Raw genomic sequence first — 25,699 nt, 5'->3', positions numbered from 1 at the left:
CACCCGTGTGGATTCCGACGCTGGTGCTCTGTGTGCTGAGCGCCACGGCCGAAGTGCCCGTGACGCCGCCTGTGCCGCTGGAGGCGCCGCCTCCGGTGCTGCCCGCGCATGTGCATCCTCCAGAAGTGCCCGCCACCGTGCTGCTGCGCGTCACCATCGACGCGGCGGGCGAGGTGTCGCACGTGGAGGTGCGGCAGACGGCGGGCGTGAACTTCGACCGGGCCGCCATGGGCGCCGCCGTGCGGTGGCGGTTCCAGCCGGCCCGGCGCGGCGCGGAGCCCATCGAGGTGCGGGCGGACATTCCCGTCACCTTCGTGCCGCCGGTGCATGGGCACCACCTGGAGGAGGTCGCGGCCGGGGGCGGGCGGGGGCTGGAGGTGCATGGCGGGCATGCACCGCCGGTGGTGGGGCAGGCACCTGCCGCGACGGCGCAGGGGGAGTCGATGCTGGAGGACGGCCCGTCCTCCGCGGACGAGGGGGCCGCACGCGCAGAAGGCGCGGGGACGCCCGAGGGCGGAGTGCCCGGCGCGGAGGCGGGCCCCGCGCGCGCTGGCGCAGCCGCGTCGGCGTCCGGTGCGGCAGGGGAGGCCTCACCGGCCAATGCGCCGGACGCGGGGACCGGGCCGGAGTTCTCCACCACCGTGCGCGGCACCGCGAGCGCGCCGCCGCCAGTCGCCGTGGGGGACTTCCATATTCCGGTGGGTCAGCTCGCGGACGTGCCGCGCGACTCGGCGTCGGACCTGATGCTGCTGGCGCCCGGCGTCATGCTGGCCAACCACGGCGGCGAGGGCCACGCGGAGACCATCTTCATCCGGGGCTTCGACGCGGGCGAGGGCAAGGACGTGGAGCTGCGCCTCAACGGCGTGCCCCTCAACGAGGTCTCCCATTCGCACGGCCACGGCTACGCGGACACCTACTTCATCATCCCGGAGCTGGTGGAGGCCCTGCGCGTCACGGAGGGCCCCTATGACCCGTCCCAGGGGGACTTCGGCGTCGCCGGTACCGTCGAGTACCAGCTCGGCCTCGCGCGCCGTGGCCTCACGGCCTCCGTCGCCTACGGCAGCTTCGCGACCCGCCGGCTGGCCCTGCTGTGGGGGCCGCCCGAGTCCAGCGACGCCACCTTCGTGGGGCTGCTGCTGCGCCAGGGCCATGGCTACGGCCCCAACCGCGCCCATGCGAACGCGGGCGCCATGGCGCAGGTGGAGCTCAAGCTGGGTGAAGAGACGCGGCTGCGCCTGTTCGGCACCAGCTACGGCGCGCGCTTCTCCTCCGCGGGGGTGGTGCGGGAGACGGACGTGGTGGACTCGCGGCTGCCGTGTGAGCCGGACGCGGACTCGCAGTTCTTCTGCCTCTACGACGCCAACCAGGGCGGCGCGGGCCAGCGCCACATCCTCTCCGCCGAGCTCCAGGCACGCCTGAAGCGGGGCGGGCGCCTCGTGCAGCAGGGCTATGTCGTCCTCCGGCAGATGCGCATCCGCGACAACTTCACCGGCTTCCTCCAGGACTCCCCGCCCGGCGAGGAAGCGCAGCGCGGCGACAACACGGAGGGCTACTACCAGGGCTCCACCGTGGGCCTGCGCGGGCGCTACACCCCGGGCCTCACCCTGCTCGGGCAGGCGCAGCCGCTGGAGCTGGGCTATGTGGCCCGCTTCGACGACGTGCGCACGCGCTCGCGCCGGCTGCGGGACAGCGGTGGCGCGCCCTACACCACGCTGTTCGACAACCAGGTGCGCACCACCCACCTGGGCGCGTACGGCTCCCTGCGCGCGGCGCCGCTCCCCTGGCTCACCCTGCGCGGCGGCGTGCGGCTGGACACCTTCCTCTTCGGCGTGGACGACCAGAACCGCCCCACCGTGGACCGGGACGGCCCGCGCATCCCCGAGGAGTCCCTGGAGGCGTACGGCTTCTTCGCCAGCCCGCGCGGCAGCGTGGAGGTGCGGCTGTCACCCCGCCTCACCTGGCTCACCAGCGCCGGCCTGGGGGCGCGCTCCAGTGACGCGGCCGCGCTGTCCGACGCGGAGCTGGCGCCGTACGCCCGCGTCGCCTCGGGCGAGACGGGGCTGGGGTGGCGGCTGGAGGGTGAGGGCCGGCCGTATGCGCTGGAGGCGCGCGGCGCCGTCTTCGCCACCCGCGTGTCGCAGGACTTCGTCTTCGACGAGCGGCTCGGCCGCAACCAGCCCATCGGCGCGTCGCAGCGGCTGGGCGCCTTCGTCACCGCGCGAGCGACGTGGCGCGAGCGGCTGGACGTGCAGGCGTCACTGGCCTGGGCCCGCGCCACGCTGCCCACGCCGGGGGCCTCGGCGTGGAAGCTGTGGGACGGCGCGGTGATGCCGTACATCCCCGAGCTGCTGGGCCGCGTGGACGCCTCGCTGCGTGGCACCGCCACCGTGGCGGGCGAGCGGCTGGGGTGGAACGTGGCGGTGGGGCACAGCGCCATCGGCCCCCGGCCGCTTCCGCTGGACCGCTACAGCGATTCCGTCTTCCTCTTCGACATCGCCACCCGTGCGAGCTGGAAGGCGCTGGAGCTGGGCGTGCAGGTGGAGAACCTGCTGGACACCCGCTGGCGCGAGACGGAGTTCAACTACGTCTCCAACTTCCGCGGCCCGGACGCGCCCGCGTCGCTGCTGGCCACGCGGCACTTCTCCGCCGGAGCCCCGCGCACCTTCACGGGCACCCTCACCGTGTACCTGGACCTCCAGGAGGACTCGCCATGACGTCTCCCCTGCGCACCACGCGGCGCGCCTTCACGCTGATGCTGGGCTCGGCGCTCCTGGGCGGCGGTGCCGCCTGCGGCCTGTCCGGCACCGGAGGCCGTGGAATCACCTTCCAGATGGGGCTGCGCACCGCGCTCGCACCCGGCGAGACGGTGCCCGGAGAGTTCATCACCGACACCGGCTGGCGCGTGCGGCTGTCGTCGGGGCTCATGGTGCTGGGGCCCATCTACCTCTTCGAGAACGCGTCGCCCCTCCAGCAGCCCCAGGCCGCGCTGCGACGGCTGGGCGGGTGGCTCCTGCCCACCGCGCACGCCCACGAAGGGGACTTCTTCTCCGGGGGCCGGGTGCTGGGCGAGTGGGACCGCGAGGTGGTGTTCGACTTGCTGGCGGAGGGCGGCGCGGCGCGCGTGCTGGGGCGCTCGCCTGGAATCGCCGGGCTGGCGCGCTCCTTCTCGCTGCTGCTCCAGCCTCCGTCCCGGGCGCTGGGGGCCGAGGCCGCGCCGCTGAATGGGCGCTCGGTGGTGCTGGAGGGCACGGCCTTCCGGCAGGAGCAGCGCGTCCCGTTCCGCGTCGCGCTGGACTTCCCCCCTCCGGTGGAGCTGCAGCGCGTGGACTTCGTGCCCATCGAGGCGGAGCTCGACGACGACGGCCTCTTCGTCGTGGAGGTGCAGCCGCACCGGTGGTTCGAGGGCGCGCACTTCGACCGGCTGACGGTGCCTCCCGGTGGCGGCGCCGTGGACGTGACGCCGGAGACGCAGGTGCACCGCGCCCTGTCCGTCAACGTGCGGCGCTACACCGCCTTCGCGGGAGCGTGGGAGCCTTCCCCGTCCACCGGCGGTTAGCTTCGCCGTCACAGCTCGAAGGTCCGGCTCGCTCCCAGTGCCATGGTGGCGGTGCGCTCGAGGAGCTCTTCCTCCTCCGCTGGACGGAGCCGCCAGTCCATCACCCCATGGTCGTATATGCAATTGAGTTGCATAAGTGGCTGGGTGGGAGCATGAGGGTGGCGTCAGGAAGGGAGTCACGCCATGCCCGGGGTTCGCCACACCTTCAGTTCGCCTGCCTCTTCGGCGGCCTGCCATGGAGGCAGGCCATGACCGGGCCAGCCACTGCCTCCCGGCTGCCCGTCACCGTCCTCTCCGGCTTCCTGGGCGCGGGGAAGACGACGCTCCTCAACCACGTCCTCCACAACCGCGAGGGGCTGCGGGTGGCGGTCATCGTCAATGACATGAGCGAGGTGAACATCGACGCGAAGCTCGTGAGCGGCGGCGCCGCGCTGAGCCGCGTGGACGAGAAGCTGGTGGAACTGTCCAACGGCTGCATCTGCTGCACGCTGCGAGAGGACCTGCTCCGGGAGGTGGCCCGGCTCGCGCGGGAAGGGCGGTTCGACTACCTCCTCATCGAGTCCACCGGCATCTCCGAGCCGCTGCCCGTCGCGGAGACGTTCACCTTCGCGGATGAGTCCGGTCACGGCCTGTCGGACGTGGCCCGGCTGGACACCCTGGTGACGGTGGTGGACGCCTTCAACTTCCTGAAGGACTGGGAGGCGGCGGACGGGCTCGCGGACCGTGGCCTGGCCGCGGCGGAAGAGGACGAGCGCACCGTGGTGGACCTGCTCGTGGAGCAGGTCGAGTTCGCCGACGTGCTGGTGCTCAACAAGACGGACCTCGTCTCCGCCGGGGAGCAGGGCCGTCTGGCGGAGGTGCTGCGCAGGCTCAACCCCGAGGCGCACCTCGTCACGGCGGAGCGGGGGCGCGTGCCGCTCGCCGCGGTGCTGAACACCGGCCGCTTCGACTTCGAGCGGGCCCAGAAGGCTCCCGGCTGGCTCAAGGAGCTGCGGGGCGAGCACGTGCCGGAGACGGAGGAGTACGGCATCCGCAGCTTCGTCTTCCGCGGCCGCGTGCCCTTCCACCCCGCGCGCCTGTGGCGCTTCATCCAGGGGAGCTGGAAGGGCGTGCTGCGCTCCAAGGGGTTCTTCTGGCTCGCCACGCGCAACGACATCGCCGGGCTCTGGGCGCAGGCGGGAGGCGCGTCCAGCTTCGAGCCCGGTGGCCTGTGGTGGGCGGCGGTGCCCCGCTCCGAGTGGCCGGAGGACGCCGAGGCCCGCGCCGAAATCGAGCGCGAGACGGTGGGCCCGCATGGCGACCGGCGGCAGGAAATCGTGTTCATCACCCAGGACGCGGACCATGAGGAGATGGCGCGGCAGCTCGAGGCGTGCCTGCTGACCCCCGAGGAGCTGGCGCGCGGGCCGGTGCGCTGGGCCCGGATGAAGGACCCTTTTTCGACCTGGGAGCTGGTGCGGACCGGGGAGGCCGCACCCGTCGGGGAGGTGGCCTGATGCGGACCGCCACGTTCCTGCCTGGGAAGGGCGAGTCGCCGTCCGGCCCGCGCCCCTCCTGGTGACGGACCCGGGGCTGGGCGTCATTGGCCCCTCATGCTCCGGCGGCCCGCCTGATGTGCTTCAGCGCGAGCCGTGGGCCACTGGTGGGTTGCTCCGGGCCCCACCGCGCGCCGCCAGCAGCCAGGTGAGCGACACGAGCAGCCACGCCGCGGTGAGCGCGCTCCACGCCTGGGGCGCTCCGGCCTGGACGAGCCACAGCGTCACCGCCACGCCCATGGCGAGCACCCGCGCCAGCTCCAGCGGCAGGCTCCAGCGCTTCGACTCCAGCATCCCGCTCCAGGCGGTCGCCATTGCCCAGAGCAGCAGGCTCAGCGCCACCTTCCGCCAGCCCGACAGTGGCGAGGCATGGTGGCTCACCAGCAGCATGAACGGCATCGACGCGAACAGCTGGAAGATGAGGTAGCCGCGGATGCCGGGCAGCTCCGTGGAGCTGAACTTCACCTCCACGCCATCCTGCTTCCAGTACCCGAGCGAGCGCGGCGGCAGGTCCGCGGGCCGCCAGCCCGTGGGCATCACCCAGATGCGCAGCCGGTCCCACCCGCTCCGCGTCGCCACCGCATCGCCCACGAGCCGGCCCCACGCCTGGAAGTTGATGACCGTGGGGTCCCAGGTGTTCGCCGGAGTGGTGAGGCCATAGGAGCAGGGCTCCTTCTCCTCCGCGAAGGTGCCGAACAGCCGGTCCCAGATGATGAGGAAGCCCGCGTAGTTCTTGTCGATGTACGCGTCGTTGCGCGCGTGGTGCACGCGGTGGTGCGACGGCGTGTTCAGCCAGGACTCCACCCACCGGGGCAGCTTCGGGATGACGCGGGTGTGCGGGATGAACTGCAGCACCAGGTGGAAGGCCACCATCGCCAGCACCGCCTCCGGCGGGAAGCCCACCACCACCAGCGGCCAGTAGAAGAGGAACGAGAAGAGGCGCTGCGTCACGCTCGCCCGCAGGGCCACCGCGTAGTTGAGCTCCTCCGTGGAGTGGTGCGGGGAGTGCGCCGCCCAGCCGATGTTCGTCCGGTGGCCGAAGCGGTGGAACCAGTAGAAGAGGAAGTCGACGCCCAGGAAGAGGCCCACCAGCGCCAGCGGCGAGGACACGTCGAGCTTCCACGGCGCCAGCTGGCCCAGCTGCGTGAAGAGGGGCAGCACCAGCAGCGCCACCGCCACGTTGACGCACTGGTTCATCACCGCGGTGCCCATGCTCGCGATGGAGTCCTGGAAGCTGTAGTAGCCATTGCGGCGCACCACGCAGTACGCGAACTCCGCCAGGGCCAGGACGATGACGAAGGGCGTGGCCACCGCGTAGACGTTGATGGACATGCCCACGGGTGTATGGCACCCGGCACGGCCGCCGCCTTAACCTGGGTCAACCCCGAGGCCCCTACCCCCATGCGCTTCCCGAAGTTCTTCGAGCACCTCTGCACCGTGGCCCCCATCCCTCCCGAGGAGTGGGAGAAGGCCGAGGCGGTGGCGAGGGAGCAGGCGCTCGCGAAGCGGGAGCTGTTCCTGCGGCCGGGAGACCCGCCGGACCGCGTCGCCGTGGTGCTCCAGGGCGTGTTCCGCGCCGTGCGCGTGTCGGCGCGCGGCGGAGAGTCCATCAAGGCCTTCCGCGCCGAGCACGAGCTGATTGGCGCCTACGCGGAGATGCTGCAGCGCCTGCCGTCGATGACCTCCATCGAAGCGCTCGAGCCGAGCCGCGTGCTGGTGTTCCAGGCCCGCGACCTCCAGGCGCTCGAGCAGGGCCATGTGTGCTGGGAGCGGCTGGCGCGCCGGGTGGCGGAGCGGCACTTCATCCTCAAGGAGCGCCGCGAGCAGGAGTTCCTCGACCTGTCCGCCGAGGAGCGCCTGGACCGGTTCTGGGATGAGCACCCGCACCTTAAGGGGCGCGTGCCCCAGCGCGACGTGGCGGCCTACCTGGGCATCACCGAGGTGGCGCTGAGCCGCATCATGTCGCGCCGCCGCAAGCGGGCGGAGTGAGCATGCCTCGCCGGTCCAGGCGTGGCAGGAGGGTTCGCCGCCGCAAGCGGGCAGAGCGCCCACGCCTTGCTGGAGGCTGGCGCCGCTCGCTATGCGCCCGCGGCAGCCCGCCGGACGGGCTCGAAGCGCAGGGGCAGGCTCGCGGGTCCCAGCACGTGGAGCGCCTTGCGCGGCACCCAGGGCGCGTCGCTGGTCCGCCGGAAGTCCTTCAGCGTCTCCAGGAGGTGCGTGAGGGCGACGCGGCCCTCCAGCCGGGAGAGCGACGCCCCCAGGCAGAAGTGGATGCCGTGGCCGAAGGCGATGTGCGGGTTGGGGTCCCGGGTGATGTCGAAGGACTCCGCGTCCCTGAACTTCGTGGCGTCCCGGTTCGCCGAGCCCAGCAGCGGCAGCACCAGCTTTCCTTCGGGCACCTGCTGTCCGTTCAGCTCCACGTCCCGCTTCGTCTTGCGGAACGCCAGCTGCACCGGCGTGCGGTAGCGGAGCACCTCCTCGATGGCCGAGGGCAGCAGCCCGGGCTCTGCCCTCAGCCGCGCGAGCTGCTCCGGGTGCTCCAGGAAGGAGAGGATGGCATTGCTGATGAGGTTGGTCGTCGTCTCCGTGCCGGCGGACAGCAGGAGCTGGAAGAAGCCCAGCAGCTCGTCCTCCGTCAGCCGCTCGCCGTCCACCTCCGCCTCCACCAGCCGCGTCAGGAGGTCATCCTTCGGGGCCTTCCGGCGCTCGGCGGCGAGCTCCCGGAGGTAGAGGCGCATCTCCTCCTTCACCCGGGCGTGCTGCTCCACCGCCCGCGCCGCCGCGTCGCCACCCGAGAGGGTGTAGCTCAGCAGCATGATGACGTCGGACCACGCGAGGAAGCGCCGCCGGTCCGCGATGGGAATGCCAATCATCTCCGCAATCACCATGACGGGGAGCGGGGCCGCGAAGTCCGCCACCAGGTCCAGCTCACCGCGCTCCAGCGCCGGGGCCAGCAGCTCGTGCGACAGCTCACGGACGCGCGGCTCCAGGCTGGCGATGGACTTCGGCGTGAAGGCCCGCATCACGATGGCGCGCAGCTTCGAGTGGCGCGGCGGGTCCGAGAAGACGAGCCAGTCCGGCGTCTGGCCCGAGGACGTCTCCACGATGTTGCTGAAGGCCTCGTGGTCGTTGAGGGCGCGCTTCACGCTGTCGTAGTCGAACAGCAGCCACAGGTCCGCGCCGGGCTCGTGCAGCACGGGGAAGTGCTCCCGCGCCTGGGCGTAGAAGGGGTACGGGTCCCGCCGCATGTCGTCAGAGAGGAAGTCCATCTGGGCTCACAGCCTCCATGGCTCGCGTTGAACAGCTTCAGTCCTACGGGGCGAACCCCCGAAGCACGGTCTCCACGACGCCGCGCGTGAGCCGCTCGTCGACGGGGCCTCCGGTGATGAGGAAGCGGTAGAAGAGCGGGCCGCCCAGCAGGTCCAGCGCCAGGTCCAGGTCCAGCCCCTTGCGCAGCTCGCCGCGCTCCACGCCCCGGTTCAGCACCTGTCTCAAGGCCTCGCGCCGCGCGGCGATGAAGCCGCCGCGGACCACCTGGGCGATGCGCTCGCTGTGGGCCATGGCCGCGACGAGCCCGGACAGGAGCGCCCGGGTGGCCGGGTCTTTGTACATGCCCCGTGCGTCGCGCATCATCGCGTTCAGGTCGCCGCCGGTGGTCCCCGTGTCCGGGACGAGGAGGGCGCGCATGAGGCGCTCCAGGGACTCCGCTACCAGTGTCTCCTTCGACGACCAGCGGCGGTACACCGTTGCCTTGCCCACGCTCGCGCGCGTGGCGATGGCGTCCATCGTCAGCGCGTCGTAGCCCACCTCGCGGATGAGGGAGATGGCGGCGTCCAGGATGGCGCCGTGCGCCTCCTCGCTCCTCGGCCGGCCGGGGCGGCGGACCTCGTCCGCCTCCGGGGCTTCCGCGGCGGCACGGCGGGGGCGCCGAGATACGAGACGACGTCGTTCCATAACTCCAAGCTAGGGGCCCGGGTTACGGAACGCAATCGTCTCGAAACCATGTGCTGGCTGCCCGACAGAGGGTGTCCCTCGAACCGCCCGCGCTCACGGGCGGCAGTTGCCGTCGTTGACGCACCCCCAGTTCTGTACCGGGAACACCTCGCCCGTCGTGAAGTCCACCTCGAACTGGTCCTTCTCCACCCAGCCGCAGTGCGCGGTGACGCGGCCCTGTCTGTGGACAGTCTCGGTCTCCACGTCGGTGACGACCTGGGCGTGCGAGCTCGTGCCAAAGCATCCGCTGTTCACGGTCATGATGGTGAAGCGGTGCTTGCCGACGCCGATTCCCCTCTGCTGCAGGCTGGCGACGAGGTCGCACTCACCGGCGCCGTTGCTGTTACCGCTCCGCCTGACGCCACAGATGGCGTTGTTCTTGTCGGTCGAGTCACCGAACCAGAGGTAGGTCTCGTCGTCGACATCACTCATGACGAGCTTCACCGGGCGGCAGAAGATTCCGTCGTCGACGGCGCCGTTGCAGTTGTCATCGACCCCGTTGCAGCTCTCGGGGATGCCGGCCAGGTTGCTGTCGGCGCCGTCGGTCGCGCCGTCGCAGTCATCGTCGGCGCCGTTGCCGCAGACCTCGGTGAGGGGTTGGCCGGGCACGCAGAGCGTGGCGCCATTGACGCACTGCTGGGTCGCGCGTCTCGCGCAGTCGCCGACACCGGCCGAGCAGCTGCCACCGAGGGTGACGCCGTTGTCCACCGTGCCGTCGCAGTCATCGTCCACGTTGTTGCACCCCTGGGCGACCTCGTCCCGGCGTGAGCGCGGCTGGCACTGCCACCCGGCGGCGCCGGCGCAGGTCTTCACGCCGTCGCGGCAGTAGCCGACCTGGCCCTCGGCGATGCAGGGCTCGGCGCTCGCGAGGCCCTGGTCGGGCGTGCCGTCGCAGTCGTCATCGATGCCGTTGCAGGCCTCGAGCTGGCGCTCGACGGTCTGCTTGCAGACCACCCAGCGGTCCTTCGAGCCGAGGACGCCGCGGCTGCACGGTCCGAGCTGCTTGGGGTCGACGTCGCAGGACGTGGGCGGGACGTCCGCGGTGACGAGGCACCTACCCGTGGCGCGGTCGCAGGACTGCTCGGGGCGACAGTCGTGCGGCGTGGTGCAGGCCGCCGTGGGCCCGGTGATGGGCACGCAGCGGTGTGAGACGCACTGGTTCCCCGCCGGGCACTCGGCGGGGCCTTTGCAGATCGTGGGCGACAGGACGCACACGTTCGAGACCGGGTCGCAGCGGAGGTCGGCCGCGCCCGCCAGGCAGTCGGCGTCGGTCACGCAGGGGATGCGGTCGTCGAAGTAGAGGCTCGCCACGACAAAGGCGTCCTTGGCCTGCTGGCCCAGGGCACCGGTTGGCGCGAAGATCTCGCACTCCACCGAGAGGTCCTTGAGCTTGAAGGCGCGCTCGTCGGCGTCGGGGAGGTTCGCTGGTTTGCCGCGGCGGCCCGATGGGGCGGCCTCGCGGAAGCGGAGGCTGGCCTGGGTCATGTTCGCGCAGACGGCCGTGCCGGTCGGAATCTGGTGGTTCGGCGCGCCGATGAGCGCGATCGGCTCCGCGAGCACGGTCGCCGAGAGGCCTGACCCGGCGACAATCACCGTCGTGAAGGCCACCGCGGGCCAGCGCCGCGCCGACGCCTCCAGCTTGAGGAACGCCAGCACCGCGCCGATGAGCGCGATGGCGGCGAGGAGGCCGGTGACCACGCGCACGATGACGACGTTGACCGTGAGCGTCACCTTGCCGACGAGGTCATCCCCCACGCGGCTGAGGCGCTCCAGCGTCGGGCGTATCACCGACTGCACGGTCGCGTGGGTCTGCTTGAGGAGCTGCTCGCGTTGCTCCTCGAGCTGCTTCGTCGTGAGGAGAATCGTCGCCGCGCCGTCGGCGGTCAGGTTGTTCTGGAGCGTGGCAATCGTTCCCTGGAGGCGGGTGATGCTGCCCTGCAGGTTGGACCCCGTGTCCTGCTGGAAGTTGGTGACGCTGACGCGCATCTTGTCGGCGCTGCGGTCGAGCTGGGCGACAAGCTCGTTCAGGTTCGCGATGGAGAGGGCGAGGGTCTGCTGCAGCTCCTGGGAGAGCTTGCCGCGCTCGCGGGCGAACGTCTCGGAGAGGCCGTTGACGCTGCCGGACAGCTCGTTCGTGCTCTTGTCGAGTTGGGCGAGGATCTTGTCGCGGTCCTGGTCGTTGATGTCGATCCAGTCCTTGCAGGCCGGGAGCATGAGCGCCGCGGCGACGAGGACGATGAGCCGGAAGGTGGAGGCGTTCATCCTCGAATCACTACCGAGGCCGCTCACCGCCCTCCATGGTCATTTTTGTCCGGGAGGCGCGGTCCCGAGCTTCTTCAGCAGCTCCTTGCGTGACCTCACCCCCAGCTTGCGCATCGCACGGCGCAGCCTGCTCGCGGCCGTCGAGAGCGGGATTCCAAGCTCGTAGGCGATGTACTTGAACGAATGGCCCAGCGCGGCGAGCCACGCGACGTCGCGCTCGTCGGGGGTCAGCTCGAGGATGCTGTTGCCGTGATGCAGCGGGTTGCGTCTGGCGAGCAGATAGCGGCGTCCATCGCGCTCCGTCGAGTCGATGATGGTCCAGCGTCCCCGGACCAGCGCCGTCCATGCGCGCAGCGCGTCGTCGGGGGCCTCGCGACGCATCCGCCCGCGCGCTCGCTCGGAAGCCAGCACCGCATCGACCAGTGACTCGCGCGCCCGGCTCGTGCACGCGTCGCCGGTGGCATGAAGGAGCTTGCCGTCGCTCCGGAGGACGGCTTCGGTCTCCGGGTCGTCGGCGCACGGGGCCAGCGCCGTGCGCAAGCGCAGCGCCGCGCCCAGGTGCGCTCCAATCAGCCCGAGCGACCGGCCATCACGGTGTGGGAACGGCTCGTGGCTGGCTCCGCTCTCTTGTGTTCGACGCGGGAAGCACAACATCAGCGAGCGCCGCGTCGGTTCGCCGCTGACCAGCGCCCACATGGCTGGGAGCGCGCGGTCGCATTCACGAATGAGGGTGCGCTCCCGCCCTTCTGTGCCGCGTGCGAGCCGCGTCATCCGGTATTCCGAGTTGCCGACGAACTCGGTGGGCGCGAGGACCCGGTGCGCGAGCGCCAGCGGGAGGCTCTCGGTGACGGCACGGACCGCACGCGCGTGCTCTTCGGCTGCCTTCATGCTCGCGAGCGCGGTGACGCGCGTGGCCGCGCCTGCTTCGACCGTCAAGGCGATGGTGCCGCCGCCCACGTCGAAGCGGGAGGCCGCGGCGACGAGCCCGTCGAGCCAGCGGCGCTCATCCGGCTCCCACGTGTACGCCGCCTCGACGACGCGGATGGGGTCAGTGCGCGCGGCCACGCGTCGTTCCGAAGCGCTGGATCAACTCATAGCGCGAGGCGGCGCCGAGCTTGCGCAGCACGCTCGCGACCTGGTTCGCCACCGTGCGCACCGAGGCTCGCCGAGCACGCGCGATGTCGGCGTTGGAGGCGCCGGACACGAGCAGCTCGAGGACGTGGCGCTCGGACTGCGTGAGGTCGGCCCCACGCGGACGGTCGACGTCCCAGGCGAACACCGCGAACTGCTCACCCTCCAGCTCCAGGGAGTCGACGGACAGCCGCGGCGGCCCATGCTGCTCCAGCTGTTCGAGGTCCTTCGACATCCGCGATCGACCCATGTGTCATCCCCCTGAAGACCCGCTCGGGATTCGAGCCCGCGCCCCCACAGCGCGCGTACGCTAGGTCACTCGGAGTGAAGCCCCAAGTCAATCGCCCGTGGCATGCCTGGACAGGCCCGCGACGTGCCTAGTCCTTCTCCTCCTGCAGCTCGTTCAGGTACGCGAGGATGGCGTCCACCTCGGCGTCGGCGAGCATCTCGTCGGTGAAGGCGGGCATGGAGCCGACGCCCTGGCGTATCTGCGTGCGCATGGCGAAGGACGGCAGGGGCTTGTTGTTGATGCTCGGCCCCAGGCCTCCCGAGCCGCCCGGGTGGCACTGGTTGCAGTGGCGCATGAAGAGGACGCGGCCCTCCTGCTCCTTCGCGGTGAACTCCCGAGGGGTGCCGAAGGCGGGCCCCCGGCGCGAGGGGCCACAGGCCGCCAGGGCGGCGAGGGACAGCACGACGAGCGCGGCGGTCCTCATGGCTTCACCTCGGGCGCGGTGCGGGTGATGCGCCACAGCACCCCGGTCTTCTCGAAGGGGATGTAGACGCCCTTCGCCTTCACCAGCATGACGCCGTAGTCCACGATGTAGAGCGCCTTGCCGCTCGGGTCGAAGCGGGCGTCGACGGGGCGCTCCAGGCCCGCCTTGCCCAGCTTCGTCGCCGGACCGCCGCTGCCCTTGCTCTTGTTGGCGGCGAAGTCCTCGATGATGCCGTTGGACACGTCCACCCGGACGACCTTGTAGCCCACGGGCGCCATCGTCTCGCCCGTGTCCGGGGACTGGTCGCCGAACTGGGCGACGAAGGCCTCGCCCACGTGGCCGAACTCCGCGCTGCGCGAGAAGTCCAGGCGGTTGGAGGACGAGTGCACGCCGAACAGGGCCACCGGCTGCGGCGGGGTGCCCGGCGGCTCCTGGAGGACGCGCTTGGGCACGTCGCCTCCGGGGACCTTGAACCACTCCTGGTCCACCGGCTTGCCACCCGCGAAGTCCGGGAAGCCGTACCACGCGCCCTGCTGCACCTCCCACAGGTAGTCCGCGACGCCGAAGAGCGGCCGGCTGCCGCGCACGTCGTGCCCGTTCTCCGTCACGTACAGGCGGCCGTTGGGCGCGAAGGCCAGGCCGAAGGGATTGCGGAACCCCCAGGCCACGAGCTCCGGCGCGGTGGAGTCCGGGACGAGGCGGTACACGGCGCCGGTACACGGCATGGTGCCCTTGATGACCTGGCCCGGCTGCGTCTCCGTGCCGAAGGGGACGAAGGCCCCCGTGCTCACCCTGGCCGTATTGGGGGCGAGCGGGTTGTCGCTGGGGTAGTTGACGCCAGCGAGGGTGATGTCGCGGCAGGGCAGGTCATGGAAGGCCGGGTTGCGCTTCAGCCAGCCCATGCTCGCGTTGTCCGGGCCCACCACGCCCGAGTTCGTCGCCGTGCCGACGCTGAAGTAGAGCGCGCCGTCCGGCCCCACCGCGGGGCCGTTGGTGTGGTGGTCTCCCAGGCTGGGCAGGTTCGCGACGAGCGGGGTCGTCTTCCCGCCCGGGGTGATGCGGACGATGCGGCCTCCGCCCTGGACGCCGCCCTCGGCCACGTAGAAGGCGCCCTGGTGGTATGTGACGCCCGTCCATGGCGGGTGCTCGCCCCTGGCCACCTCGGTGAGGGTGCCGTCAGGGCCGACACGCACGAGGCGGGACTGGGCGAAGTCCTCGCCGTAGCTATAGCCGGACTCGGTGACGTAGGGGGTGCCGTCCTCGTCGAAGGCCACGCCGGTGGGGTAGGTGAGGCCGGTGGCGACGACCTCGATGCGGTAGCCCTCCGGCAGCGCCACGTCCGCCGGGTCCACGCGCCGGGGCGGTTTGAAGTCCGTCGAGCCGCCACCTCCGCCCGCGAAGAGGCGGAAGCAGCCAGGAAGGAACAGCAGCGCGCACGCCGCCAGGAGCGGTCTTGCGAAGGGCAGGAGTCGCATACGCGGGGAGAGGTCTCGGGTGGAAGAGGGGTGAGACGCCCCGACGCTACGACGGTGGTTGCTCCCGCGACGGCCTCACGGAGCGAACTGTCCGCGGGCCGTCATTCGTGGGTGGAGCCGGTCCGCGCGCTCAGTACCGCTCGAAGACGAAGGTGAGGACTTGATGCGGCGTCGGCCCGAAGGTGAGGCGCAGGAAGCGGTCTCCGGCGGGGGCAGGGAACTTCACGACGTGCGTAATCGCGGGGAGGCAGACGGGCGCGGCGGGCTCCCGCGTAGAGGCGAGCAGCTCCTCCCCCTCCGTCGTGTCGTGCACCGCTACGTCGACGGACTGGTTCAGGTACAGCGCCACCGTCTGGTCCTCGTCGGGGAACGTCACCACCTCCGTGTAGCCCTGGAAGGACGCGCCATTCGCCGGCAGCGTCAGGCGGTAGTAGGCGTGACCCGAGTCCGTGGCGGGCATGGAGCCCGTCGGCGCGCTGCCCGCGGTGACGTCCACCGTCGGGTTGACCAGCGCGTGGGTGCAGGCGTGCTCGACGTCGGCGCTGCGCCGGCCGGTGGTGAAGTCCAGCTTCCCGTCGCCCAGCCCCGCGTGCGTCGTGCTCACCGGCTGGCCCGTGGCGCTCTTCAGTCCCGTCACGTCCAGCGAGTACCGGTTCTCCTGCTCCAGCGGCGGCAGGTCCGACTCCGGCCGGGGGATGGCCACCGTCAGCGTGAGGCTGTCCTGGGACCAGGTGCCCGTCAGCGCGCGCGGCGCATTGGCCGGGGTGGTGACGTCCGTCAGCGTCACCTGCGCCGCGGTGGGGTCCATGGGCTCGCTGAAGGTGAGCGTGACGACCTTGCGCAGGGCCAGGCTCTGCTCGCCCTCCTTGTACAGCTCCACGGGCAGCACGCTGGTGGCGCCCTCGGCGGGGGTGGACGCGGTGACGTGAGGCCGGGGCGCCGCCGTCCCATGCACGTTGAAGTGGAAGGTGAGCGGTGACGCCAGCCGGTTGCCGGCCGCGTCCTCGAAGTCCGTCTCCACCGTGACCTGGACGCGCGCGCCCGGAGGCAGCGCTTCCACCGGCTGCACGGTGAAGGCGTTCGCCTGCCACGTGCCCGAGCCCAGCGCCCGCGACGCGCCGTCCACCGCCACGCGCACGGTGCCGGCGCCGGACTTCATGGGCTCGCTGAAGCGCACGGTGATGGCGGCGGTGGCGGCCACGTGGGCTTCGTCTGCCGCGGGGGTGGTGCCCGTCACGGTGGGGGGCGCCGTGTCTCCCGCGTCCGGCTGCGTGCCCGCGTCCGGGGTGTCAGGCGAGTCATCGTTGCAGCCAGTCAGGGCGAGGATGGCGCAGGTGGCGAGCAGGGCGGTGGCATGGACGAGGCGCATCGTTGGTACTTCCTCCAGGATGAGTCATGGAAACAGCGGTGCCGGAGCGCCCTCGCGTGGGAAGGCGCTCCGGCGGGCGGGCCCGCTGGCCCACCCGGGACAGGTCCTGTCAGGGAGTCCCGACCCGGCTGCAACCCGGGCCATGCGTGACTCCCGAAGAGCGGACCCGGTCCCCAGGAGCCAGGCGCCCGTCAGGAGGCAGCGCCGAGGCCGAGCAGTCCGGCCCCGGCGGACACGCTGCTGAGCAGGCTGCTAGCAGTTGAAGATGTTCGGGTCGTTGTCGTTGCAGTCGAAGCGCCGGTCGACGTAGCCGGACTGCGGCTCGCAGGCGGTGAGGACGGAGTTGGTGCTGGTGCCATACGTGTCGCCGTCCGCATCGCGGTACCAGCGGACGCGGTTGTCATCCAGGTACTCCGGCACCAGGCGGACCTGGTTCCCGGCGACGGGCCCCATGGCCAGGATGTACGTGCTGCCCACCGTCAGGTCGTAGGTGACGACCTTCGACAGCCCGCAGCTGGACGTAATCGTCTCGTTGATGCCGGGCGTCACGGTGGTGCCGCCGGAGGTGAGCAGCGTGAAGGTCGCCGAGGGCGACAGATAGAAGGACACGGACTCCGTGGTGTCACCCGCGACGGTGGCCGTGGGGACGTACGTCACCGAGCCCTCCGCGCCCGCCGGCAGGGTGATGGTGTAGTGCATGTGCTTCGTGCTCACGGACGGCGCGGTGGTGACGCGCGTGGCGCTGGCCGTCCTGTTCAGGTTGCTGGCGCCGTTGTTGTAGTGGACGCACGCGTGGTCCGTCATGGCCGTGTCGTCCACCGACGTGCAGTTCGCCGGCAGCTCCTGCTCCTGCGACGTGAGGGACTCCAGCTCGGCCTCGTCCATGGGGCCGCACGCGGCCAGCGAAAGACTCAGCAGCGCACCGCAGAGGTTCCGGTTCATCAGCTTCATTTGGGGGTTCCTTTCGTGAGCCGGGGCTCATCGCGCCCGGTGCCCGCATCAATTGATCAAACGCAATTGAGTTGCAATAACGGCGCGGTCATTTCCAGGTCTCGCGGGCGCGAAGCGGTGTGGCTCAGGGCAGGTGTTCGATGACCATGCCGAGCTCCGGCAGGGACGTGGGGCCAATCTCGAGCGTGTACTGGACGCGGTCCGTCAGCTCGTAGCCGACCATGTGTTTGAGGGCCGAGCAGTGGTCGTCGGTGGCGCGGGTGCCGGCCGGGGTGACGGGGGTGTTGATGGCCGTCTCCACCAGGGTGATGGGGATGTCCGGGTTGCCGAGGTAGACGACGAAGTTACCGGTGGCGAAGGCCTTGTAGCTGAAGGTGCCCACGTACTGGCCCCCCTCCGGGAGCAGCTTCACCGTGTAGTACGTGTGGAAGTCGTCCACGCGGGGCTGGCGGGTGGTGGAGGCGCTGACGGTGACGAAGGGGCCGTTGGTGACGTGCCAGCAGGCGTGCTCGCCGTTGTCGCCGAAGCTGAAGCCGGCGCTGGGGACGTAGTCCGGGTCCGTCTCGCAGGCCAGCCCCTCGAGGGTGGCGCGGTAGCCCTTGTTGCAGTGGCACCAGTCGCCCGTGGGCTCCCGGTGGATGTGGCCGTTGGGCTCGCAGGGGTCCGAGGGGCCCGCGTCCTCCGGTGGAGGCTCGATGGGAGCGGGCTCGTCACCGCTGCAGGCGGAGAGTGCCAGGGCGCACGCGGCCACGGCGAGGACGCGGAGGGATGGAGACATGAGGCCCTTCCTAACCGGAGCCTCGCTTTAAATGCAACTGTGATGCATAAGCATCGGTGTGGATTGAAATTGAACAGCATGCACGGGCCCGCGGCGCGGGCGGCCCTCCGCGGGCCCGTGCCCCTGGAGGGAGGGGTCTACTCCTCGTGGTGGTGGCCAGCCTCCTCGACGACGAGCCTGAACTGGGCGTTGCCCGGCGTCAGGGAGAGGAACTGGAGGTGGTACTCGGTGCCGCCCTCGACGTCGGCGAGGATGCCGGTCTTCAGGCTGGAGCAGACGGTGGAGGGCACGTTGTAGCGGCACTCACGGGCGACCTCGGTGCCGGTGGCGGCCTCGAAGATGCGCAGGCCGCGGTGGCGCGAGACGAGGAAGGCGAGCTCACCGGACTCCTCGGGGATGAAGGCGAGCCGGCCACCCCAGCCGCAGTAGTTCGTGGGGGGCAGGGTGACGTTGTACGCCGTGTGGGGGGCGCTGACGTCCACGAGCACCGGCGCGCCCAGGGCAGAGGCGGTGACGGCCTCGAAGGGGCCCAGCTCGGCGTGGATGCAGGCGTGCTCGACCACCTCCTCCAGCTCGACGGGGTCGCAGGCGGCGAGCAGCTGCGCGCCCTGCGTCTCCAGGGAGGCCTCGGGGGCGGGGGTGGGCTCCGGGGTGGACTCGCCGGCGGGGGTGCCGCAGCCGGCGAGCAGGGCGGCCGCGCCGGTGGCGAGCAGGGACTTCTTGAGCAGGTTCTCCAGCTTCATGGTGTTGACTCCTGGGTGGGGACTTCGTGGGGGACTGCGGCTACGACAGGTGTGGAGGCGGGCCTCAGGGCGCGTCCGGGCGGAGGACGACCCACGAGGCGACGACCTCGCCCGAGGCGAGGCGCTCGGGCGGAAGCTGGAGGTGGGCGCTCGCGGTGCCGAGCCTCAGCTCCGCGGTGCCCTGGAAGGCCACGTCGAAGGAGGCCGCGTCCGGGAAGGTGACGCGCGACACGCAGCCGGCGGCGAAGCAGCGGGGAGGCTCGGCGCGCACGGGCAGCACGTCCTCGTCGACGCGGGTCTTCCAGCGCTCCAGCGCGGCGCGAGCGTCCTCCGTCCAGGGCTCGCCGCTGGCTCCCGACGCCGCCAGCTCCGCGAGCACCGCGGCCCGGCGGGCCTCCGGCGTCGGGTAGTCACCGCGCAGGGCCTTCACCAGCCGCAGCCGGGGTTCGGAGACCTGGCGACGCTCGCGAGGCAGCGCGGACCCTGGAGGCGGCCTCGGCGCGTCGAGGCCGCTGAGGTCCGCGGGAGGGGAGGCGGGGTGCTCGGGCGGTGGGATGGAGGCGCCCCGTGCCTGCTGCCGCGGTGTCGTGGGTGGCGGGGCGGGAGCGGCGTGCGTGTCCGGTGTCTCCGCCGTGAAGTCATGAGGTGCGGAGGCCATGGGCGCCTCGACCACCCGTGGCTCGAGGGGGCGGTGGAGCCAGGCCGTCGCCAGCGCCGACAGCAGGAGGCCGGTGCCTCCCACGCTCCAGATGAGCCTGCTCATGACGTGTCTCTCCCGGTCCGGGCGCCAGGGGTCGCGAGAGCACCCGTCATGGGGACGTGTGCGGAGCACCCTGGAGTGCGCCCGCAATATGCAATTCAGATCTAATAGTAATCAAGTTGCATTTACGAGGCGGAGCCCTGGCGTGGTGCGTTGGTGCGGGAGGTCTTCATCAGGGGTGGGTGTGCTGAGATCTTGCTTGTTTCTTACGTTTCAAGAACGTTGATTGCCCGTAAGGCCCGGAATCCGTTAGGACGGAGCGTGAGTGCGGCCGTCCCCCTCGGCCGCCCCTCCACTCCGAGGTGCCCGAATGAGACGGCCGTCCTTCTTGTCGCGCGCGGTGGTGTTGCTGGTGGTGCTCTGCGTTCCCACGCTGGCGCAGGCGGCGTCCTACCTGCGGGTGGTGAGCTGGAACCTGCGCCACGAAGGGTGGTCCGCGGAGCAGACGTACCTGGATGACGCGAAGCAGCTCTGGAACCAGTTCGGTGCGAACAGCACGTCGAACAACGGCTGTGACCTGGTGTTCCTGCAGGAGGTGATGAACGCCAGCGTGATGCCCGCGATTGCCCAGGCGCTCACGCAGGTGTCCGGCGTGTCGTGGAGCTACGCGCAGACGCCGCTCATCGGCCGCTCGTCGTACAAGGAGATGTACGCGGTGCTGTACCGGACGGACACGGTGTCGCTGCTGTCGTCCACGGTGTACAGCGACACGGGCGACAAGTTCGAGCGCGAGCCGCAAATCGTGAAGGTGCGCCACACGCCCACGGGCGCGGACTACACCTTCATCAACTGGCACGCCATCTGGGGCACCGCCGCCGAGCGCGACGTGGAGGTGCGCAACATCGACACGGTGTTCAAGTCGGTGCAGGACGGCAGCGGCACGGACCAGGACGTCATCCTGCTGGGCGACCACAACATGGCCTGCACCGGAGCGTCGTGGACGGAGCTGGCGGGGCTGGCTCCAGCGGTGTCGTGCCGGCTGGACGTGGCCACCACCATCAACCTGAGCGGCGCCTTCGTCAGCGCGTATGACCACTTCTGGATGCAGAACACGTACGTGACGGAGTTCTCCACGGTGGGCCGGGACTACATCGCCAACATGTCTGACTTCGTCACCCGGCTGGCGGACCACGCGCCCGTCTACCTGTCCCTGTACTCCAGCAGCGACACGGATTGAGCCGCACGGGCCGCACAGGCCGGTGGATCCGGGGCGCCGCGCTCGTGGTGGTCGGGCTCGCGCTGTGGTGGGGGCTTGCTCCGGAGGAGGAGGCTCCTTCCTCGCCCGCGCGTCCTTTGCCCGTTGCCGGTGTGGAGACAGCGATGTCGGAGGTGCCGCGCGTGCCCGAGGTCGCGGTGCGGCCCTCGCCGGGGGGCCTCCGGCTGCGCGCGGTGCTGGAAGGGGAACGTCCATTCCAGGGTGAGGCCCGCGTGGGCGCGGCGTTCATCTCCGAGGCGGACCGGCTCACGTGGGAGGAGGCGAAGCGCGAGGGCGGTGGCGGCGCGGGGCCCTCGCGGCTGGAGGACCTGGCCAATGTGGCGGAGTGGCGGCCGGCGACGGTGACGCCGTCCGCCTCGGGCGGGACGCTGGGGCCGGAGCCGGTGCCGGTGGCGCCACGTTACCGGCTGCTGGCCTGGGAGCCGGATGGGACGTTCTGGTGGGGCGATGTGGTGCCGGAGGCGGGAGCGCTGGAGCGGCGGCCCACGGCAGCGGTGCCAGCGACGGGTGGGGTGGCGGGACGGCTGTCTTCTGATGCTCCTGCGTCGAGGGTGGTGGACGCCGGTGTGTTGCGAGCGCGCCGGCCCACGGGAGTACGGGTGCGGCTGGCCGGTACGCGGCCGGAGCACGGGCCCTTCTTCGTCCGGGTTGAGCGCATCGTGGACGTGGACCCGCGCGGCGCCGAGCGCGCGAGCGAGCTGCTGCCGGTGGTGCGCCATGTGGCTCCCAACGTGGCCGCTGCGCTGAGCGAGGGCACGCCCCTTCCGCTGTCTGCCAATGGGGACACCGCGCTGCTCCCGCTGCCGATGGACCCGGCGGTGCGGCTGTGGCTCCGGAGCGCTTCCGGTCAGGAGGGCGCACCGGTGGAGGTGCCGCTGCGCGAGGGGCGTGTGGAGACGGTGGTGCTGGACGTGCATGCACTCTTCCCGGGCGGGGTGGGGAGCACGGTGACGCTGCGGGGGCGCGTGGTGCTGGAGGGCTCGGCCACGGCGCCTCCGGGGGCGCGGCTGGTGGGGCCGGACGGACAGGACGTGGCGCTGACGCCGGAAGGACGCTTCACGGTGGAGGCGCTGCCTTCGTGGAGCCCGTCTCGGTTCACCGTGCAGGTGGTGCCTTCCGGCTCGGGGCGTCCGCTGGCGCCGGAGTGGCAGGCCTTCGAGTTCTCCCCGAAGGCCGGTGTGTCCGACGCGGCGGTGACGTGGCGCGTGCCGGTGTACCGGTGGCTGGTGCTGCGCATGGATGGCCATGCGCGCGCGCTGCTCCAGGAGCGGTCTCGGCGGCCGTATCCGGTGTTCGTGCTCCAGCGGCGCGGCACGGAGGGACGGTGGCTCACGCACTCCGCCGAGGTCTTCCATGAGGAGGAGCGGGGGATGGCCGTGTCCCTGCTCGAGGCCGGGACGTACCGCGTGCTCGCCGCGACGTCACCCTACGAAGTCCATGCGAGCACTTCGGCGGAAGTGAGCGCGGATGGCGCGGAGCGCTTCGTCACCTTGCGGATGGACGAGGGCGGCGTGGCCTGCGAGGTGCGCGTCACCTCGGCGGGGGCGCCCGTGTACGGCGCGTATGTCACCAGCACCGGGGTCCTGGGCTCGCTGCCGCCCGCGCGGGGCCGCACGGACGCGGAAGGACGGTGGCGGCTGGGCCGCGTGCTGGCGGACTCACTCCACGTCGAAGTCGAGGCGGAGGGCCATGCCCCCTGGATGGGAGAGGCTGTCTCGGAATGCCACACCTCCGGAGTGGTGGAGGTGCGGCTGTAGCACCGGGCCCCAGGTGTCGAGGCCCGGTGTGGATGTCACGACTCCGAGGCGAACGTCAGGCCGCGTTGGCGGTGATGACGGGGGGAGGCTCGGCGCGCGTGAGCCTCGGGCGCGGCGCACTGGGCCGCTCCGACACGTCGGAGGCCTCGGCCGTCTCGGGCTCCGGCTCGGTGCCCTCCTCGGTGGCCAGCTCCTCCGCGCGGTTCCAGCAGCCCATCGCCTCCACCCAGCCCTCCAACATGTCCACCAGCGCGCTGCGCTGCTCACCGGCGAGCGGCAGCAGCAGCTTCGCCATCCGCTCCTGGACCACGTTGTCGGCCTGCTCCGCGAGCGCCCGCCCCTGCTCGGTGAGCCGCACCCTCACGCGACGCCGGTCATGCCGCACCGAGCGCTCACGCTGGACGAGCTTCGCGTCCTCCAGCCGGTCCAACAACCGGCTGAGACGGGGCAGCGCAATGCCTCCCAGTCTGTCGGCGAGCACGTTGACGGGCAGGAGGCTCTCCGCCTTCAGCCACCACAGCGCCTGTACCTCCATCGGGTCCAGCTCCGTATGGGGCAGCGAGCTCAGGGGGCTGTTCAGCGCGCCGCAGCGCGCTACGTCGATGATGAGATTCCTCAACCGCGCGACCTGCACTCGCACTTCCATCGAGAGCTCGGACATCTTCATCGCCTCCGTCTCTCGGGCGCCGTGTCCCCTCCGGCCGAGGGAGGTTGGCAACCCGTCATCGAGGGGGCACACGCCCCGGCTGAGCAACTCAACGTCCGGCATCAATAGGCATATCGGAGCCATCTCGATTCTCCGGAAACCGTCGCGGCGGATCACCCAACCCGCGACGTGTTTCCTCCTTCCCGGCGGACGCTGGAAATCCCCGCGGGGCCTTCCCGCCGTCCCATCGGATGTTCACCGGCAGTCACAAGCCGACCCGGCAGGCCAGCCACAAGGCGGAGCCCCGCGTTGGCGCCCGGGCACCGCCCCCGTCCTCCACGCCGGGAGTGTCCCGCGCCGGAGCGTCCCTACCCTTCCCGAGAGGTGACGGGGGGCGGCACACCATGGCGCGCACGTTGGGCCTGGGGGATTCGGGGCCCGAGGTCCAGCGGCTCCAGCAACTGCTCACGCGGCGGGGCTACGTCGTGAGTCAGGACGGCGACTTCGGAGCGGCGACGCACTCGGCGGTGCGCGCCTTCCAGGCGCAGAACCTGGGCCCGGACAGCGAGCCGCTGGTGGTGGATGGCGGGGTGGGGCCCCTCACGTGGTGGAGCCTGACGCACCCCCGGCCCTTCCTGATGGAGCCGCCACCCATCGACTTCACGCAGATGCCCCTGCCGGAGCTGGGCGGCAGCGCGCGCGGGCGGCATGCGCTGTCCATGGCGCTGGGCGAGCTGCGGGCGGGCGAGGAAGCCGCGACGTCGATTCGCAAGTACCTGCGCGACCTGGCCCCCGAGGGCAGCTCCTGGTGCGCCGGCTTCGTGAGCTGGTGCTTCTGGCAGGACCCGGCGGGCCCGCCCTTCCCGTACACCGTCAGCGCGCGCCGCCTCTTCGGCGAGCTGGGGCAGCGCGGCTGGGCGCACCTGTCCGGGGAGCACTACACGCCCGAGCCCGGGGACCTCGTCGTCTGGTCCAAGGGCGACCAGGACGAACCGGAGGACCACATCGGGCTGGTGCACCACGTGGCCTACGGGATGCTCTACACGGTGGAGGGCGGCCACGGCCCGCGCGTGCGGGGCTTTGGCTACCAGCTCAGCGTCATGGACCGGCTGCTGGGCTACGCGCAGGTGCCCGGGCCCTGAAGCGGCACCCGGGCTCAGGAGGCGCGCGTCAGCTCCCGCTGGCCTTGCGGTGGGCCTTCGCCTTGGCGTGCGCCTTGTCGAAGCCCTCGTAGAAGCGCACGGCCTGCTCGCCCACCATCTGGATGTGCTGGTTGTTGAAGTACGCGGTGATGGGCGCGGCGACCAGCGGCATGGCCCGCCCCACCGTGTGCAGGCCGCCCTTCTCCAGCAGGATGGCGGCCAGCTTCCCCAGCACCTTGGGCCCCGCGCGGTGCAGCGGGCCCAGGCCGTTGGCGTAGCCGAACAAGTCCAGCATCTCCCCGCGCGCACGCTCCGTCTTGAGGTTCACCTTGTAGAGGGTGGCCACGTCCGTGAGCAGGATGATTTGCAGGTACGCCATGAAGACGAGGTCCGCGGGCAGGGCCACGAGGCCGAAGACGCCGCTCACCCCGCCCACCATGCTGGCGAGGTTCTTCTTCTCGTCGATGAGGCGCTGGGCCAGCTCGCGCGGCTGGGCGTGGGGGTAGCGCTTCTCCAGCTCGGCCACCCGCACCCGGGCGCGCGCCACCTCCTGCATCACCACGTCCGACAGCCGCGCCGAGCCAAGCTTCTTCAGCTCGCCGGGAGTCAGCATCTTCATGAAGGCCAGCCGCTCGGCCACGCTGTCGTAGAAGCCCATCCGTTCACGCTCCCTTTCCGCCTGCCCTCTAATAACCCCGCTCGGACAGGTAGAGGTCCACCAGCGCGCCCTCCTCGTACCAGGCGTGCCGCATCTCCACGTTGAACCAGCGCGAGTCCGGCTTGGCCCCGCGCACCTCCAGCTTCACCTGGTTGGGCGACGTGTCGATGACGGCCGCGCGCGCCTTGCACGCATAGCCGGGCTCCTCGCCGTAGCCACCCTCCAGGCACACCTCGTCGCCGACGGAGAGCCGGCGCGTGTACTCGGTGGCCAGGTACAGGGCCTCGTCACATGACGACCGGGCGCCGGACTGGCCGTGCGCCACGCAGCGGTCCTTCTGCGGCGCCTTCACGACGGGGATGGTCGCATAGAGCGGATCCTCGTCGTTGGGGTTGGGACGGAAAGAGCCCATGGCCGAACACCCCGAGAGCACCAGCAATGCCAGCGCGCTGGCTCCCGCCCACATCCGCCTCATCGTATGAACGCCTCCGGGGCCTGCCGCCCCTCCTGTAAGGATGGGCGGAGCATGGCAAAAGGCGCCCGGTGGGGCAAAGCGGCGGGCTTCAGGCCGAGCGGCGCTGGGGGCCCGGAATCTCTTCCGTCAGCCCGGGGACGATGCGGTTCTTGCCGTCCACGAAGACGACGGTGGGCTTCCACCCGGCCAGCTCCGCCTCTTCCACTTCCGCGAAGGTGGCCAGAATCACCAGGTCGCCGGGCTGGTTGAGGTGCGCCGCCGCGCCGTTGATGCAGATGACGCCGCTGCCGGAGGGGCCCTCCAGGGCGTACGTCTCCAGGCGGGTGCCCCGGGTGACGTTCCAAACCGCCACCTTCTCGTAGGGGAGGATGTCGGCGGCGCGCAGCAAGTCCCGGTCGATGGTGACGGAGCCCTCGTAGTCCAGGTCGGCCTGGGTCACGGTCGCGCGATGAATCTTGGACTTGAAGAGGATGCGGCGCATGTCGGATGCCTGCAGGGGTCCAGGGGGACGACCCACCGTAACGTCAAGGGCGCCCCGGGAC

General features: G+C 71.2%; 24 protein-coding genes. 7 read left to right on the top strand and 17 right to left on the bottom strand.

All coding sequences use genetic code 11. From position 1 onward, the window contains the following. Positions 1-5: 5 nt before the first annotated feature. The 3 genes from LXT23_RS20835 (at position 6) to zigA (ending at position 5,049) form a co-directional block, all read left to right on the top strand. Positions 6-2,714 (top strand): TonB family protein, encoded by a 2,709-nt coding sequence (locus LXT23_RS20835; RefSeq protein WP_253981962.1) that lies wholly within the window; start codon positions 6-8, stop codon positions 2,712-2,714. Next, positions 2,711-3,556 carry a hypothetical protein gene (locus LXT23_RS20830; protein WP_253981961.1) on the top strand — a complete coding sequence of 282 codons (846 nt, stop codon included), beginning with the start codon at positions 2,711-2,713 and terminating at the stop codon, positions 3,554-3,556. Before LXT23_RS20835 ends, LXT23_RS20830 begins: the two co-directional genes overlap by 4 nt. Positions 3,557-3,804: 248 nt before the next feature. Then, on the top strand, positions 3,805-5,049 hold the full coding sequence (zigA, locus tag LXT23_RS20825; protein WP_253981960.1) for a zinc metallochaperone GTPase ZigA: 1,245 nt from the start codon (positions 3,805-3,807) through the stop codon (positions 5,047-5,049). A 123-nt stretch (positions 5,050-5,172) separates the two neighbouring features. Here zigA and LXT23_RS20820 read toward each other — a convergent pair whose 3' ends face one another. Continuing rightward, entirely contained in the window at positions 5,173-6,420 is a 1,248-nt protein-coding gene (locus tag LXT23_RS20820) for a sterol desaturase family protein (protein ID WP_253982347.1), read from the bottom strand. 69 nt (positions 6,421-6,489) lie between these two features. On the opposite strand from LXT23_RS20820, the gene LXT23_RS20815 reads away from it, so the two are divergent. Further along, positions 6,490-7,077: a Crp/Fnr family transcriptional regulator gene (locus tag LXT23_RS20815; RefSeq protein WP_253981959.1), complete on the top strand. Its 588-nt coding sequence runs from the start codon at positions 6,490-6,492 to the stop codon at positions 7,075-7,077. Positions 7,078-7,166: 89 nt separating this feature from the next. Here the strand turns inward: LXT23_RS20815 and LXT23_RS20810 are convergent, their stop codons facing one another. The 12 genes from LXT23_RS20810 to LXT23_RS20755 all read right to left on the bottom strand — a co-directional run bounded on the left by LXT23_RS20810 (position 7,167) and on the right by LXT23_RS20755 (position 19,266). After that, positions 7,167-8,357 (bottom strand): cytochrome P450, encoded by a 1,191-nt coding sequence (locus tag LXT23_RS20810; RefSeq protein ID WP_253981958.1) that lies wholly within the window; start codon positions 8,355-8,357, stop codon positions 7,167-7,169. Between the two features lie 43 nt (positions 8,358-8,400). Further along, entirely contained in the window at positions 8,401-9,042 is a 642-nt protein-coding gene (locus LXT23_RS20805) for a TetR/AcrR family transcriptional regulator (RefSeq protein ID WP_253981957.1), read from the bottom strand. Between the two features lie 93 nt (positions 9,043-9,135). Beyond that, positions 9,136-11,343 (bottom strand): MopE-related protein, encoded by a 2,208-nt coding sequence (locus LXT23_RS20800; RefSeq protein ID WP_253981956.1) that lies wholly within the window; start codon positions 11,341-11,343, stop codon positions 9,136-9,138. Positions 11,344-11,382: 39 nt separating this feature from the next. Further along, positions 11,383-12,408, bottom strand: coding sequence for a helix-turn-helix transcriptional regulator (locus tag LXT23_RS50390; RefSeq protein ID WP_253981955.1), 1,026 nt, complete (start codon positions 12,406-12,408; stop codon positions 11,383-11,385). Next, positions 12,392-12,724, bottom strand: coding sequence for a response regulator transcription factor (locus LXT23_RS20790; protein WP_253981954.1), 333 nt, complete (start codon positions 12,722-12,724; stop codon positions 12,392-12,394). Before LXT23_RS20790 ends, LXT23_RS50390 begins: the two co-directional genes overlap by 17 nt. A gap of 127 nt (positions 12,725-12,851) precedes the next feature. Continuing rightward, complete coding sequence (locus LXT23_RS20785) at positions 12,852-13,187, bottom strand: c-type cytochrome (RefSeq protein WP_253981953.1); 336 nt, start codon at positions 13,185-13,187, stop codon at positions 12,852-12,854. Then, the gene (locus LXT23_RS20780; RefSeq protein WP_253981952.1) at positions 13,184-14,662 is read right to left on the bottom strand and encodes a PQQ-dependent sugar dehydrogenase; all 1,479 of its coding nucleotides are present in this window, start codon (positions 14,660-14,662) and stop codon (positions 13,184-13,186) included. Before LXT23_RS20780 ends, LXT23_RS20785 begins: the two co-directional genes overlap by 4 nt. 130 nt (positions 14,663-14,792) lie before the next feature. Beyond that, positions 14,793-16,031: an Ig-like domain-containing protein gene (locus LXT23_RS20775; RefSeq protein ID WP_253981951.1), complete on the bottom strand. Its 1,239-nt coding sequence runs from the start codon at positions 16,029-16,031 to the stop codon at positions 14,793-14,795. A 252-nt stretch (positions 16,032-16,283) separates the two neighbouring features. Beyond that, positions 16,284-16,982, bottom strand: a complete 699-nt coding sequence (locus LXT23_RS20770; RefSeq protein ID WP_253981950.1) for a hypothetical protein — start codon at positions 16,980-16,982, stop codon at positions 16,284-16,286. A gap of 124 nt (positions 16,983-17,106) precedes the next feature. Further along, entirely contained in the window at positions 17,107-17,760 is a 654-nt protein-coding gene (locus tag LXT23_RS20765) for a hypothetical protein (RefSeq protein WP_253981949.1), read from the bottom strand. 137 nt (positions 17,761-17,897) lie between these two features. After that, positions 17,898-18,503, bottom strand: coding sequence for a hypothetical protein (locus LXT23_RS20760; protein WP_253981948.1), 606 nt, complete (start codon positions 18,501-18,503; stop codon positions 17,898-17,900). A 64-nt stretch (positions 18,504-18,567) separates the two neighbouring features. Continuing rightward, positions 18,568-19,266: a hypothetical protein gene (locus LXT23_RS20755; RefSeq protein WP_253981947.1), complete on the bottom strand. Its 699-nt coding sequence runs from the start codon at positions 19,264-19,266 to the stop codon at positions 18,568-18,570. A gap of 307 nt (positions 19,267-19,573) precedes the next feature. On the opposite strand from LXT23_RS20755, the gene LXT23_RS20750 reads away from it, so the two are divergent. Next, a complete protein-coding gene (locus LXT23_RS20750) occupies positions 19,574-20,440 on the top strand; it encodes an exonuclease/endonuclease/phosphatase family protein (RefSeq protein WP_253981946.1) in 867 nt (288 codons plus the stop codon). Between the two features lie 143 nt (positions 20,441-20,583). Beyond that, entirely contained in the window at positions 20,584-22,236 is a 1,653-nt protein-coding gene (locus tag LXT23_RS20745) for a carboxypeptidase-like regulatory domain-containing protein (RefSeq protein WP_253981945.1), read from the top strand. A 55-nt stretch (positions 22,237-22,291) separates the two neighbouring features. On the opposite strand, the gene LXT23_RS20740 is transcribed toward LXT23_RS20745, so the two are convergent. Then, the gene (locus LXT23_RS20740; RefSeq protein ID WP_253981944.1) at positions 22,292-22,897 is read right to left on the bottom strand and encodes a MarR family winged helix-turn-helix transcriptional regulator; all 606 of its coding nucleotides are present in this window, start codon (positions 22,895-22,897) and stop codon (positions 22,292-22,294) included. Between the two features lie 389 nt (positions 22,898-23,286). Between LXT23_RS20740 and LXT23_RS20735 the strand changes: the two genes are divergently transcribed. Next, entirely contained in the window at positions 23,287-24,024 is a 738-nt protein-coding gene (locus LXT23_RS20735; RefSeq protein WP_253981943.1) for a peptidoglycan-binding protein, read from the top strand. Between the two features lie 28 nt (positions 24,025-24,052). Here LXT23_RS20735 and LXT23_RS20730 read toward each other — a convergent pair whose 3' ends face one another. The 3 genes from LXT23_RS20730 to panD form a co-directional block, all read right to left on the bottom strand. Beyond that, positions 24,053-24,682: an EcsC family protein gene (locus LXT23_RS20730; protein ID WP_253981942.1), complete on the bottom strand. Its 630-nt coding sequence runs from the start codon at positions 24,680-24,682 to the stop codon at positions 24,053-24,055. A gap of 28 nt (positions 24,683-24,710) precedes the next feature. Then, positions 24,711-25,157: a hypothetical protein gene (locus LXT23_RS20725; protein ID WP_323379062.1), complete on the bottom strand. Its 447-nt coding sequence runs from the start codon at positions 25,155-25,157 to the stop codon at positions 24,711-24,713. An 88-nt stretch (positions 25,158-25,245) separates the two neighbouring features. After that, positions 25,246-25,638, bottom strand: coding sequence for an aspartate 1-decarboxylase (gene panD, locus LXT23_RS20720; protein WP_253981940.1), 393 nt, complete (start codon positions 25,636-25,638; stop codon positions 25,246-25,248). Positions 25,639-25,699: the final 61 nt, after the last annotated feature.

Source organism: Pyxidicoccus xibeiensis (assembly GCF_024198175.1).
GTDB classification, from domain to species: domain Bacteria; phylum Myxococcota; class Myxococcia; order Myxococcales; family Myxococcaceae; genus Myxococcus; species Myxococcus xibeiensis.
Note: the sequence above shows the minus strand (reverse complement) of the source record. Positions and strands in the feature narration are given on the sequence as shown.